We start from the raw sequence: 14,090 nt of genomic DNA, 5'->3' as shown, positions 1-14,090 counted from the left end.
AGGCTTATTTAAACAAAGAATCCATTCCAGGGATGTTGGGCATGCCTTCTTTGGCTACGGCCGCCAATTCGGTTTCGTTAACATTAGTGGCCTTTTCAATAGCCTTGTTCAGGGTAAGAACCAGATAATCTTCCAGTTGTTCCTTATTCTCTATTAGGGAGTCGTCAATTTCTATTGATTTAATTTCTCTATTGGCTGTCAACGTAACTTTCAATTTCCCGTCTGAGGATGTTTCATCAATCAAAACCGTATTCAAACGTTCTTTGGTAGCCTTCACTTTTTCCTGGGTATCCTTTAGTTTGCCCATCATTCCCATAATATCTCCAAACATCGTATTGCTGTTTTATAGTTCTAATGGTTCAAAAGTAGTAATTTGGCACAAATCAAAAACTATGAAGCACTTAGTTTTAAGAAGTACTTTTTTTATTTTATACCTTACTTTTGCGGCCTCTTGTCAAAATATCAAAAAAGAACCTATGAGTGCTCAACCTCCAGTTGCAAAAAAGATTCCCACAAAGCTTGAAAAACATGGTGACGTTCGAATAGACGATTACTATTGGATGAATGATAGGGAAAATCAGGATGTTTTAGATCATTTAAATGCGGAAAACGAGTACTACGCCAAAATGACATCTCATACCAAGAAGTTCCAAGAGGAGCTTTTTCTAGAGATGAAGTCTAGGATAAAGGAAGACGATTCATCCGTTCCTTATAAATACAATGGCTATTGGTATATCACCAAATATGAAACAGGCCAAGAATATCCGATTTATTCGCGAAAAAAAGAAAATTTGGATGCAGATGACGAGCTGATGTTTAATTGTAATGAACTGGCCAAGGACCATGAATATTATAACCTAAGGGGCATTTCAATTAGTCCGGACAATACAATGGCTTCTTTCGCGGTTGATACGGTTTCCCGTAGACAATACGATATTCAAATTAAAAATTTGATAACGGGTGAAGTCTATCCTGATAAAATTGAAAACACCACGGGGAGTTCTGTTTGGGGCAATGATGGAAAAACTTTGTTCTATGCCAAAAAAGACCCTGTCACCTTGCGTTCAGATAAGATATACAGGCACCAATTAGGTACACCATCAATTGATGATGAGCTTATTTTTCATGAAAAGGACTCCACGTTCAACACTTTTGTTTACAAAACTAAATCCAGAAAATTTATAGTGATAGGTTCTGTAAGTACGCTTACCTCAGAATATCAAATTTTGAACGCTGATGACCCAAAAGGAGATTTTAAGATATTTTCTTCCAGAGAAAAGGGAGTGGAGTATTCAATTGCGCACTATAATGGGGATTTCTTTGTGCTTACAAACAAAGATGGTGCTACCAATTTTAAATTGATGAAAACTTCAGACGCAAATACAACTTCTAAAGATTGGGAAGAGTTTATTCCTCATAGAGAGGATGTGCTGTTAGAAAATGTAGATATTTTTAAAGACTACTATGTGCTTTCAGAGAGGGAAAATGGGTTAAATAAATTAAAAATCTCTCGTTGGGATAAATCTGATAGCTACCATTTGCCTTTTGAGAGTGAAACCTATGTTGCCGGAACATCTGTAAACTTAGACTTTGATACAGATGAGCTTCGCTATTATTACAATGAAATGGGAGCTCCTTATGCTATCATTGATTTTAATATGGAAAAAAAGACTCAGAAGGTTTTAAAAGAACAAGAAGTCCTAGGAAATAATTTTAATAAAACCAACTACCGTACAGAAAGGTTATGGGCTACTGCTCGAGATGGAGTTAAAATCCCAATTTCTTTGGTCTATAATAAGAATACCAGCTTGGACGGGACCAGTCCCTTGTTGCAATATGCCTACGGTTCTTATGGGAGTACTATAGACCCCTATTTTTCATCTGTTCGTTTAAGTTTGTTGGACAGGGGATTTGTTTATGCCATTGCCCATGTAAGAGGAGGGGAGTATTTGGGGAGGTCATGGTATGAGGATGGAAAATTGTTGCAAAAGAAAAATACATTTACGGATTTCATTGATTGTTCTAAATTCTTAATAGAAAATAAATTCACCAGTCCGGATCATTTATATGCCAGTGGCGGTTCTGCAGGAGGACTTTTAATGGGAGCTATCGTGAACATGGCACCAGAACTCTACAACGGAGTAATTGCCGCTGTTCCTTTTGTTGATGTGGTTACAACCATGTTGGACGATTCAATTCCTTTGACAACCGGTGAGTATGACGAATGGGGAAATCCTGGGGAGAAAGAATTTTACGAGTACATGAAATCATACTCTCCATATGATAATGTTTCACCAAAAGATTACCCCAACATTTATGTTTCTACAGGTCTACACGATTCACAAGTACAATATTGGGAGCCAGCTAAATGGGTGGCCAAGCTTAGAGAACATAAGACAGACGATAATATCCTGTTTTTAGATACAAATATGGATGCAGGTCATGGCGGTGCCTCTGGACGTTTTGAGTCCTTAAAAGAAACCGCTAAGGAATATGCATTTATTCTAGATTTGGAGGACAAAATGCCTTAAAATAAAAAATGTTATTTTTGCACCGGATAAATTTGGAGCCAATCTAGGTTTGTTCCTTACCTAAAACCAGTTATGAGAAAACAGATAAATGCGCATAGCAATATCCTTGATTTAATTGGAAACACCCCCTTAGTTAAGCTAAATAAAATTGCAGAACCCCTTACAGGTAATTTCTACGCTAAGATTGAATCTTTCAACCCAGGACATTCTTCAAAAGACAGAGTTGCTGCCTATATCATTGAAGAAGCGGAACGTAAAGGTATTCTTAAGCCTGATAGCACCATTATAGAAACTACTTCTGGGAATACAGGTTTTAGCCTTGCTATGGTAAGTATCGTAAAAGGATACAAATGTATTTTGGCTGTAAGCTCAAAATCATCTCCAGACAAAATAGATATGCTTCGTTCAATGGGAGCAAAGGTATATGTCTGTCCCGCACATGTCAGTGCAGATGACCCAAGGTCCTATTATGAAGTTGCAAAACGTTTGCACAGTGAAACCAACAACTCCATATACATCAATCAATATTTTAATGAGTTGAATATAGAGGCACATTATAAGACTACCGGACCAGAAATCTGGAGTCAGACTAATGGCGCTATCACGCATTTGGTAGCTTGTAGCGGAACAGGTGGAACTATTTCTGGAATAGCCCGTTATCTAAAAGAGCAAAACCCAAACGTAAAAATACTTGGCGTTGACGCATATGGTTCTGTCTTAAAAAAATATCATGAAACTGGCGAGTTTGACCATAATGAGATATATCCATACAGAATTGAAGGATTAGGGAAAAACTTGATTCCCGCAGCAACAGATTTTAACTGTATTGACCGTTATATTAAAGTTACAGATGCTGAAAGTGCACATATGGCCAGAAAAATATCCCATTCAGAAGGTATGTTTGTAGGATATACAAGTGGTGCCGCAATGCAAGCATTGTATCAACTAAATACAGAGGGGGAATTTGCAGAAGATAGCAATGTGGTGGTTATTTTTCCAGATCATGGTTCAAGATATATGAGCAAAGTGTATAGCAACGAATGGATGAAGAACCAAGGCTTTTTTGATACACAGAATGCTGAGACTCCTGAAAAAGTAGAATACATCAAGTAGGCAAATACTTGACAGCGTAAATAACTGAACGGCAATGGTTTCCATTGCCGTTTTTTTATATACCAAATTCATTACCTGAGGTTGGCATAAAATCTATATTTTTGCATTTGAAACAATTTTGAGGTAGATGAGAGATTTATTTGATAGAATCATTGAAAACAAAGGCCCTTTGGGAAAATGGGCATCGCAAGCAGAAGGCTATTTTGTTTTTCCAAAATTGGAAGGTCCTATCTCCAATAGAATGAAATTCCAAGGTAAAGATGTTATTACATGGAGTATCAATGACTATTTGGGGCTTGCAAATCTACCTGAAGTTAAGAAAGTTGACGGTGATGCAGCCCATGAACATGGTTCTGCCTATCCAATGGGTGCGCGAATGATGAGCGGACACACAGATTTCCATGAACAACTGGAGCGAGAGTTGGCTGCCTTTGTAAATAAAGAAGCTTCCTACCTTTTGAATTTTGGATATCAAGGGTTTATGTCCGTAATTGATGCGTTGGTTTCAAAAGATGATATTATTGTGTACGATGTTGACTGCCATGCCTGCATTATTGATGGGGTACGTCTGCATATGGGAAAGCGTTTTACTTTCAAGCATAATGATGTTCAAAGTTTAGAGAAAAACCTAGAGAGAGCCACAAAAATGGCCACAGAAACAGGCGGAGGAATACTTGTGATTTCTGAAGGGGTTTTTGGAATGAGGGGAGAGCAAGGTATACTTAAAGAAATAGTTTCACTTAAAGACAAGTTTAAGTTTAGATTACTTGTGGATGATGCCCATGGGTTTGGAACTCTTGGTGAAAAAGGAGCAGGTGCAGGAGAAGAACAAGGAATACAAGACGATATTGATGTCTATTTGGCAACTTTTGCCAAATCAATGGCAAGTATAGGAGCTTTTGTTGCTGCGGATAAAGAGATAATAGAATATTTGAAATATAATCTAAGATCACAGATGTTTGCCAAGTCACTGCCCATGGTCTACGTAAAAGGTGCGCTTAAACGTTTAGACATGTTGCGCACTATGCCACAACTTAAAGCAAAACTATGGGAGAACGTAAATGCATTGCAGAATGGTCTAAAAAATCGTGGTTTTGATATTGGAACCACTACCAGTTGTGTTACCCCGGTATATTTAAATGGAAGTATTCCTGAAGCTATGGCCTTGGTAAAAGACCTTCGAGAAAACTATGGAATATTCTGTTCTATAGTGGTTTACCCTGTAATACCTAAAGGGTTAATTTTACTACGTATGATTCCGACGGCAACGCATACCATGGAAGATATTGAAGTAACTTTGGAGGCATTCTCTGGTATACGTGAACGATTGGAAAACGGTACGTATAAGAGGCTTTCTGCAGCTGTTGCCGCAGCCATGGGGGAATAGATTAGAGCGCTTTTCTGTATGTTCTTCTTCGTTTGTGGGTAACTGGGTCAAAATGTTTCCAAATCTGCCGTATTGAGGTGTTTTCTTCCAGTTCAGGAGTTCTTATACAATTGACAATACCTCTTTTCAGGAAAGTTTTATAATACTCATTAAAGATTACTGCCGTTACCCCCCTGTTTTGATAATCTGGATGAATGCCAATAAGGTAAAAAATAACATCTTTGCTTTGTTTTTTAGCTTTTAGGAGATGGAAAACCCCAGTTGGAAACAACCTGCCTTTAGCTTTTTGTAAAGCTTTTGAAAATGATGGCATAACAATGGCAAAGGCAACCAGTTCATCCTGTTCGTCAACTACAAATTTTATGTATTCAGGATTGATAAAACTGATGTATTTCTTTTTAAAATACTCTTTTTGTACATCAGTAATCTTTACAAAAGATGCTAGACTGGAATATGAATTATTAAATAAGTCGAACATTTTGTCCACCCATGGCATAATATCCTTGCTGTTTGTAAAATTGAGTTCTCTTAATTTATATCTTTTCTTGATCAACAAATTGGCCTTGTAAAATATCTTGGGGTCTGCGTTTGCAAATAGGAATTTATTTTCTAGGTATTCTTTTTCCTTTATGAATCCGTGTTTTTCATAGTGAGATTGATAATATGGATGGTTGTACCATGTAATCATGTTTCCTATATGATCAAAACCTTCCGTTAACACCCCAACCTTGTCCAAATTGGAAAAACCAACAGGGCCTTCCATATATTCCAGTTTATGTTGCAGACCCATTTCAGCTACTTTTTCCAATAAAGCCTTGGATACCTCCATGTCATCAACAAAATCGAACCAACCAAATCGCATTTTTCTTAGCCGTTGTTCGTTTACTTCTATCCAATTTATGATTGCAGCTACTCTGCCTACTATTTTATTGTCTTTGTAAGCCAAAAAAAATGATGCTTCTGCATTTTGGAAAACTGGGTTCTTGTCTGCATCGAACGACTCCAATTCATCCTTGATAATAGGGGGCACCCAATACTTGGAATCTTTATATAACGAAAATGGAAACTTTACAAATTGTTTTAAATCAGCTTTGGATTGAGCTTGCTTTATGGTGACCATACATTATTTTTTGTAAGGCCAATATTAGGAATATTCCAAGCAGAAGAAAAATGATATAGAAAAAACTTAAAAGTCTATTTTATCTTTTTTCTTTTTGTCCTTTTTCTTTCTATTCTTTTTTGCTGAGTTTTTACGGATTTTTCCGTTCTGTCCTCCTTTTTGGTCTTCTATCGCCACCAATTTATCCTTGTGGAAATCCATTCGATATGAAAATCCCAAAACTGCAAAAATACGGGAAGGAGAGTTTTTAAAATTAGAACCTAAATGAAAATCTGCTTGAAAGTTTGGGTTAAACAAGTATGCAACGCCGGAACGCAATAAAATATCTGAGTACCTATCACTTTTAAATCCTTGGTTTTCTATAAAAACACTCCACTTAGGGTCCCTAAATGCATGTGAGAGTGAAACTGCATAGCTGAGTTCTGGAAAATCAGTTCCAATTCTATCATACGCAATATTGGAAATAAGCACAAACCGTGGAGAAAGTCTACTCTGGGTTGCAACTGCCACTCTAGGGGATACTGTTGGGTCACCAACGTAAAAAGGATTTTCTCCCAAATTAAATGTGGCACCAGCATAAAGCGAAACCGCAGGAATTAAATTTTTCCATTGAAAGACGTTGTTGGCTCTCCAACTATAAAGATTGGGTTTATTGTTTTCAGGGTTCTTGAAAGGGTCGAAAATCAGGTATTTTAGCCCCAATCTATTTCTAGAGAAATCTGTTCTGGTTTCATCGGTGCCCAAATCGGTGAAGGTTATGTTTTGGTTTATAAAAGTTCCTTCATAGTTAATTTCCAATGTTTCAAAGAGCAATCCGTACCTAATGGAGAAATCGGCACCAAAAATATTTGAGTCAGAATTTAAGGATGCGTTGTCCTGTTGTTCATAAACAAGCCCTACCTCCGCCTGAACTACATTTTTCCCAACTGCGTATGCACTTACAGCCCTACCAGGTCTATTGGAGTTTATAACATCTGTATATTGTGCATGTGCAAAAAAGGGAACAAAACAGAGAACGAAAAGGGTTTTTTTTATAATGCGGAGAGCCATATAACTGATTTTAATACTATTTTAAGATACTTTCGGGCCTTTTAAGGGACTAACAATGTAATTTTGATGCAATAGCTATTGTTATATGGTTTTATTACAAACGATTTTAATACTTGTATTAGTATACTACGCGGTAAAAATGCTTCTGAAATGGTTAGCACCCAAACTGCTTAATTATGCTATGAGAAAAACCCAAGAACGTTTTGGGCAGCAATTTGGTAATTATCAAGATTTTGGAAACAAACCTGATAATGAAGGAAAGACTCCATTTTCTAAAAAGCCATCTAGAAAAGCCAATCCTTCAAAAAAAGTTGGAGAATATATAGATTTTGAAGAAATTGACTAATATTTGTCTTTTCAAAATCAATCCATGAATCTTTCTCCAAAAGCTGTTATCACCAATATTTGTGTAATTGCTTTATTCATTCTTGCGTCACTCATATACTTTTACCCAGTACTTCAGGGCAAAGCAATTTTTCAATCAGACATTGCCCAGTACAAAGGTATGTCCAAAGAGCGCAATGATTATAAGGAATTGACAGGTGAGGAGTCCTATTGGACCAATAGCGCTTTTGGAGGGATGCCCACATATCAGTTAGGGGCAAACTACCAGCATGATTATATTAAGAAACTGGACAGACTGATTCGATTTTTACCTAGACCAGCGGATTATCTCTTTTTGTATTTTCTTGGGTTTTATGTTTTAATGCTCTGCCTAAAGGTTGAATATCGACTAGCGGTGCTTGGAGCACTTGCTTTTGGTTTTTCCACATACCTAATTATTATACTTGGTGTGGGGCATAATGCCAAGGCACATGCATTGGGCTACATTCCAATGGTTTTAGGAGGGATTGTTCTTGTTTTTAGAAAGAAGTACCTATTGGGCTTTATTCTAACCGCTTTGGCGATGGCATTGGAAATCAATGCCAACCATTACCAGATGACCTATTATTTTATGTTGTTGGTTCTGGTCTTTGGCCTAGTTCATCTCATTTATGCCATAAAAGATAGAAAGCTCAAGCACTATTTTATTTCTGTGGGAATATTAATTGCCGCGGTCGCCTTATCCATAGCTACAAATGCAACAGGCCTAATTGCCACTAAAGAATATGCGGACTGGAGTACCCGGGGCAAATCTGAACTGACTATAAACCCAGACGGAAGCCCAAAAACAGCTCAAAACGGACTTGATAAAGAATACATAACTCAATACAGTTATGGTATTGCGGAGTCTTTGAATTTATTTTCACCAAGACTGTTTGGTGGTTCTGGAAACGAGAACCTCGGAAAAAAATCCAAGGCATACGAGTATTTAACTGGTCAGGGACTTTCACCAACAAAAGCTTTGGAATTTTCTGGCGGCATGCCCTTGTATTGGGGAAATCAGCCAATAGTAGCTGGACCAGCATATGTTGGCGCAATCATATTTTTTTTGTTTGTTCTAGGTCTTTTTATGGTAAAAGGCAAAAAGAAATGGTGGTTACTAACTGGTGCTATTTTGGCCCTCCTTTTGTCTTGGGGAAAAAATTTCCCGGCACTGACCAACTTTATGATTGACTATTTTCCGTTGTACAACAAGTTTCGCGCGGTATCATCTATTCAAGTAGTTTTGGAATTGTGCCTTCCTGTATTGGGTATTTTGGGAGTTCGAGAACTTTTTAAATCAAAAATAAAGGCATCAAAAAAAATGAGATCACTAAAGCTTAGTTTTTTTATAACCATAGGCTTGGGAGTGGTCATATTCTTGATGAAAGGCTTCTTTGATTTTGATGGATTAAGGGATGAAACATATAGAGGCTACTTTGGTGATGAGCTAATGACCATGATCAAAAGGGACAGAGAAGCGGTTTATGTAAGTGATACGCTAAGATCATTGATCTTTGTTTTGCTAACAGCTGTGGCCTTATGGCTCTTGATAAAGGAAAAGTTTGGAAAAAACTTGGTCACTCTGGTTTTAGGAGCATTGGTTTTGTTTGATTTGATAGGAGTGAACCTCCGATACGTAAACAAAGATGATTTTGTGCGGCAAAGAAATGTGAATTCCCCGTTTCAAGCTAATCAGATAGATGAGTTGATCAAGCAAGATAAATCCATTTTCCGAGTTTTTGATCCACAGGAAGGATTAAATGGAGCCAGAACCTCATATTTTCATAAATCAATTGGGGGATATCATGCTGCAAAACCAAGACCGCTTCAGGATTTATTTGAGTATCATTTGTACCAAAACAATATTGAGGTATTGAACATGTTGAACGTAAAATATATTATTCAACAAGACGAAGAGGGCAACAGTTTTCCTGCTGTCAATGATAACGCCAATGGTAATGGGTGGTTTGTAGAGCAACTAAGGTTCGTTAAATCTGCAAATGATGAAATCCAAGGTTTGAAGGAGTTTGATTCTAAAAAGGAAGCGGTAATCAATACAAATAAATACCCAACGGTTACAAAATCCAATTATGTTGTTGATTCTACAGCATCAATCCAGTTGTTGGATTATCGCCCCAATTACATCAAATATCAAACTAAAAACACCAACAATGGTTTTGCAATATTTTCTGAGATGCACTATCCGTCTGGTTGGAGTGCTTTTGTTGACGGAAAACCAGAGAAACATTACAATGTCAATTATGCACTGAGAGGAATTAAAGTACCGGCGGGAGAGCATGAGATTGAATTTAAATTTGAACCAGAAATCATTCAAACGGGAAGTAAAATAGCTTTGGGTAGCTCTATTTTGTTGGGACTAATTATTATTGGCGGGTTTGGATTTTCACTTCGGCCCAAGAAATCAAAAAACAAGTCTTAATGCGGAAGGTTTTGGTCATAACATACTATTGGCCACCAGCAGGCGGGCCGGGAGTACAGCGATGGCTGAAATTTGTAAAATATTTAAAAGGTTTTAATATAGAACCTATTGTGTACGTTCCACGGAACCCAAGCTATCCCATCCTAGATGAAAATTTGATCAGTGAGATTCCAGAAGGGATCCAAATATTGAAACAGCCCATAAAAGAACCTTATTCATGGGCCTCATTGCTATCTAAAAAAAAGACCCAGACCATTAGCTCCGGTATTATTCAAGAAAGGAAAGTATCTACAGTTGAGAAAATTTTACTTTGGATCAGAGGAAACCTGTTCATTCCAGATGCCCGTAAGTTTTGGGTGAAACCATCCATAAAGTATCTATCAGAGATTATTAAAAAGGAAGAGATTAAGACAATCGTCACTTCAGGCCCTCCTCATAGTTTACATTTAATTGGACTTGGTTTAAAGGAACAACAGGAAATACATTGGATCACTGATTTTAGGGATCCTTGGACCTCTATTGGCTATCATAAGAAATTGCGGTTAACAAAATCTTCTGAAAGAAAACATAAGGAGTTGGAGAAGAGGGTACTTAATTCTGCAGATAAAATTGTGGTTACAAGCGACACAACTAAAAGGGAGTTTGAGCAAATTACCAATAAACCCATACAGGTCATTACAAATGGGTATGATGAAATTCTTGACGCTGTTTCGCTGGACCCAAATTTCACTATTTCTCATATTGGTTCTTTGCTTACAGGCAGAAACCCAATTGCGTTGTGGCAAGCCATAAAAGAATTGGTAGAAGAGCATGAAACTTTTAAAAGCCACTTAAAAATCCAATTGGCCGGAGTAGTGGGAGAAGAGGTTGTGAAATCTATTCGTAAATATGGACTGGATTCGTATACGAAGCACTTAGGGTACCTTTCGCATGAAAAGGTTTTGGATGTACAGCAAAGTTCACAAGTACTTCTGTTGTTGGAAATTGATTCGGAAGAAACCAAAGGAATAATCCCTGGGAAGTTGTTTGAGTACTTAAATGCAAAGAGACCAATTTTGGCAGTTGGCCCTAACGGATGGGAGGCTGGGACCATTGTAAAAGAAACCAACTCTGGAGAGGTATGCAGGCAAAATGACAAGACTGTTTTAAAAAATGTACTTTTAGACTGGTTTGGTAAATATGAAAAAGGAGAACTACAATTCAATTCCAAAGAAATTGAAAAGTACCACAGAAAAGAACTGACCAAAGCACTGGCAAATTTCATTCAATGGGAATCGTCTTAAAGCAGTCTTTAAAAAACATTGGTATTACGTATTTAGGATTTGCTTTTGGAGCAATAAATACATTGTTTCTCTACACAAAGATTTTACCGGATGAATACTATGGGCTTGTCACTTTTATTTTGGCCTCTGGTGCTATTTTAATGCCTTTGATGGCTTTTGGTGTGCATAATACCATGGTAAAGTTCTACAGCAATTATCATGATGCTGAAAAAGATGGTTTTTTGACTTTGATGCTATTAATACCACTGCTGGGAATTATACCAATGGCCATTATAACGTTTCTGTTTCAAGAACAGTTGGGAGCTATGATTTCTCAAGTAAATCCCATGGTGAAAGATTATGTCTGGTATATTTTTCTGGTTGCATTGTCCATGGGATATTTTGAAGTGTTCTACTCTTGGTGCAAAGTACATTTGAAGTCGGTTTTTGGTAACTTCATGAAAGAAGTTTTTGGACGTATTGCCGTTGCCATATTGCTGTTGTTGTTATATTTTGATATTGTCTCTTTAGATTCTTTCTTTAAGTGTTTGGTCGGCCTGTATATTTTAAGGACCATAATCATTAAACTGTATGCCTATAGCATTCGTTTCCCAAGGTTTAAGTTTAATTTCCCGTCCAATACCAAAGAGATTCTTGTTTATACTTTTTTGATTATTCTAGGGGGGTCAGCGGCCTTAATCTTGTTGGAAATAGATAAAGTGATGCTCAATCAGTTTATTAAAATTGAAAATGTGGCGTATTATGGGGTAGCGGTTTATATTGCTACTGTGATTATTGTACCATCTAGGGCCATGCACCAGATTACCTATCCGTTGACTGCCGAGTTGTTGAACACGGGTAATCATTTCGGATTGGAAACACTTTACAAAAAGACCTCTTTGACCTTGTTTATTGCTTCCGGAATATTGTTTGTGTTGATTGTCCTTAATTTGGAGGACCTGTATCTTTTGCTTCCGGAATCTTACCGAAATGGCTTTACAATTGTTTTTCTTATTGGCTTGGCAAAGGTTTTTGATTCTATGCTGGGGAACAATAATTCAATTTTGTTCAATTCAAAATATTACAAAACGGTTCTTGTTTTTGGCATTTGTCTGGCATTGTTGACGATTGTTTTAAACCTGGTGTTAATACCTGAGTTGGGATTGGAAGGTGCTGCTCTTGCAAGCTTTATCTCCATCTTCATTTTTAATTTGGTGAAACTGGTTTTTGTAAAGCTAAAGTTTGGTTTTTTGCCTTTTACTGGAGCTACATTTAAAGTTTTCGCCACGCTGGTGCTATTGGGTATATTATTTCACCTTTTACAGTTTTCTTTTCATCCTGTTATTAATATCATTTTAAAATCAGGACTCATTGTGCTGATGTATTTGGGTATTTTGTATCGCTTCGAAATTTCTGAAGATGTTTCGGGGATACTTGCTAAGTGGCTGAAAAGAAAAACCCCGTAGAGGATAAATCCAACTACGGGGTAAACAACTAACCAACCTAAAAACTATCTTTATTGCACTCTTCCGGAACTTCTTGTCCTAGTGCCTGAATTATTACTTCTTCTATTTGAACTTGTATTACCAGAACTTCTTTTTACTGTTGTTTTAGCACTTCTGGATACAGTTCTTTTTGGTGCACTGCTTCTACTTGCAACCGACCTACTTGTACTTTTTCTAGCTTGTGGTCTTTTATAAGTATTTGTTGTGCTGCGGGTGACCGTTTTGCTTCTGGGCGTGGTGGTCACTTGTCGCTTGGTCACAGTTCTACTGTTCGGCTTTCGCGTTACTTGTCTTTGTGTAACCGTTCTACTATTAGAGTTGCTTCTTGTTGCAACATTTCCTCTTCTATATTCGCTCTGCTTAACTGTTCTATTAGTACCAGTATTTCTTTTTACACTGTTGTTAGAACGGCTTACAGCATTTCCTTTTCTATAGTTTCCTTGATCAGTAGATCTTCTTGTAGTGGTATTTCTACTCACTCTTCTGGTATCTGACCTGTAATCATCACGGTTCACAGACCTATTGCTTCTACCATAATCACCACTTCTTCTCACATTGTTGTTTCGTTCAGAAACTCTTCTGTCATTTCTATAAATATTATCTCTTCTATGTCTTCTATCGTTTCTATATGTTTTACCATATGATGCATAAGACCTTCTATAGTTGTGTCTGTATGGCCTATAATATGTATAGCGTATAGGATTGTAATACCTTCTATATGGCCTGTTGTATACATTACAAAAGGATACTGCCGGTCTTGCAAAATACCTATGGAAAGGTCTATATACATAATGCCTGTTGTAGATATTGATGTATCCTGTATAGTGACTGAAAACGCCACCGTTATAAAAAACGTTTAATCCACCAAGTCTTCGTACCCGACCATTTCTGTACCAAACATCAACACTTCCTATTTGATTTACACGACCGTAATGATCATAATACACAGGGATATTCTCTACCTGTATTACAGATCCGTAATCGTCATATTGTACAAAAGGGTTGTAATTATATCCTGAGTTAAATGTGACACCAACATTTCCAATACGTGCATTAACGCCAACATTTACTTGATTGTCTATATAAAAATCAAATTCTCCATCGGGATATACAGAAAATGTAATTCCATTTTCAACAAAAATGAATGAGTTTCCGTATCTATAAGCATTGCTGATGGCAACCTTATCTTCCATGGTGGTAGCTTTGGTACTTGGAGTACCTAAAAGAACCGCTGCAAAAATGAGTACTAAATGTTTCATACTATAAGGTTTTAAATTCTGAATGCAATTATTTACATCCCGACAAGTAAATACCAA

Annotated in this window: 11 protein-coding genes; 7 read left to right on the top strand and 4 right to left on the bottom strand. The window is 37.1% G+C overall.

The genetic code is table 11. The features are described from left to right. Nucleotides 1-4: 4 nt before the first annotated feature. Nucleotides 5-331, bottom strand: coding sequence for a YbaB/EbfC family nucleoid-associated protein (locus DKG77_RS12615; protein WP_109663457.1), 327 nt, complete (start codon nucleotides 329-331; stop codon nucleotides 5-7). Between the two features lie 61 nt (nucleotides 332-392). Here DKG77_RS12615 and DKG77_RS12610 point away from each other — a divergent pair, with 61 nt between their 5' ends. The 3 genes from DKG77_RS12610 to DKG77_RS12600 all read left to right on the top strand — a co-directional run bounded on the left by DKG77_RS12610 (nucleotide 393) and on the right by DKG77_RS12600 (nucleotide 5,031). After that, nucleotides 393-2,531, top strand: a complete 2,139-nt coding sequence (locus DKG77_RS12610) for a S9 family peptidase (RefSeq protein ID WP_109663455.1) — start codon at nucleotides 393-395, stop codon at nucleotides 2,529-2,531. A 72-nt stretch (nucleotides 2,532-2,603) separates the two neighbouring features. Next, nucleotides 2,604-3,644: a cysteate synthase gene (locus tag DKG77_RS12605; RefSeq protein WP_109663454.1), complete on the top strand. Its 1,041-nt coding sequence runs from the start codon at nucleotides 2,604-2,606 to the stop codon at nucleotides 3,642-3,644. A gap of 127 nt (nucleotides 3,645-3,771) precedes the next feature. After that, nucleotides 3,772-5,031, top strand: a complete 1,260-nt coding sequence (locus DKG77_RS12600) for a cysteate-C-fatty acyltransferase (protein ID WP_109663452.1) — start codon at nucleotides 3,772-3,774, stop codon at nucleotides 5,029-5,031. Between the two features lies 1 nt (nucleotide 5,032). Here the strand turns inward: DKG77_RS12600 and DKG77_RS12595 are convergent, their stop codons facing one another. Together DKG77_RS12595 and DKG77_RS12590 are read right to left on the bottom strand one after the other, a co-directional pair. Continuing rightward, nucleotides 5,033-6,151 carry a GTP cyclohydrolase gene (locus tag DKG77_RS12595; protein WP_109663451.1) on the bottom strand — a complete coding sequence of 373 codons (1,119 nt, stop codon included), beginning with the start codon at nucleotides 6,149-6,151 and terminating at the stop codon, nucleotides 5,033-5,035. 66 nt (nucleotides 6,152-6,217) lie between these two features. After that, nucleotides 6,218-7,201 carry a transporter gene (locus DKG77_RS12590; protein ID WP_109663449.1) on the bottom strand — a complete coding sequence of 328 codons (984 nt, stop codon included), beginning with the start codon at nucleotides 7,199-7,201 and terminating at the stop codon, nucleotides 6,218-6,220. A 181-nt stretch (nucleotides 7,202-7,382) separates the two neighbouring features. On the opposite strand from DKG77_RS12590, the gene DKG77_RS17300 reads away from it, so the two are divergent. Genes DKG77_RS17300 through DKG77_RS12570 form a run of 4 tightly spaced genes read left to right on the top strand, consistent with a single transcriptional unit; the run spans nucleotide 7,383 to nucleotide 12,735 of the window. Continuing rightward, nucleotides 7,383-7,547 (top strand): hypothetical protein, encoded by a 165-nt coding sequence (locus DKG77_RS17300; RefSeq protein ID WP_470295044.1) that lies wholly within the window; start codon nucleotides 7,383-7,385, stop codon nucleotides 7,545-7,547. A gap of 24 nt (nucleotides 7,548-7,571) precedes the next feature. After that, nucleotides 7,572-10,007 carry a YfhO family protein gene (locus DKG77_RS12580; RefSeq protein ID WP_109663445.1) on the top strand — a complete coding sequence of 812 codons (2,436 nt, stop codon included), beginning with the start codon at nucleotides 7,572-7,574 and terminating at the stop codon, nucleotides 10,005-10,007. Next, a complete protein-coding gene (locus DKG77_RS12575; RefSeq protein WP_109663444.1) occupies nucleotides 10,007-11,290 on the top strand; it encodes a glycosyltransferase in 1,284 nt (427 codons plus the stop codon). The genes DKG77_RS12580 and DKG77_RS12575 overlap by 1 nt, the downstream gene beginning before the upstream one ends. Continuing rightward, a complete protein-coding gene (locus DKG77_RS12570; RefSeq protein WP_109663442.1) occupies nucleotides 11,275-12,735 on the top strand; it encodes an oligosaccharide flippase family protein in 1,461 nt (486 codons plus the stop codon). Before DKG77_RS12575 ends, DKG77_RS12570 begins: the two co-directional genes overlap by 16 nt. A 50-nt stretch (nucleotides 12,736-12,785) precedes the next feature. Here DKG77_RS12570 and DKG77_RS12565 read toward each other — a convergent pair whose 3' ends face one another. Next, complete coding sequence (locus DKG77_RS12565; protein WP_109663440.1) at nucleotides 12,786-14,033, bottom strand: hypothetical protein; 1,248 nt, start codon at nucleotides 14,031-14,033, stop codon at nucleotides 12,786-12,788. Between the last annotated feature and the right edge of the window lie 57 nt (nucleotides 14,034-14,090).

Source organism: Flagellimonas aquimarina, assembly GCF_003149745.1.
Lineage (GTDB): Bacteria > Bacteroidota > Bacteroidia > Flavobacteriales > Flavobacteriaceae > Flagellimonas > Flagellimonas aquimarina.
This window is presented reverse-complemented; position numbering and strand designations above follow the sequence as displayed.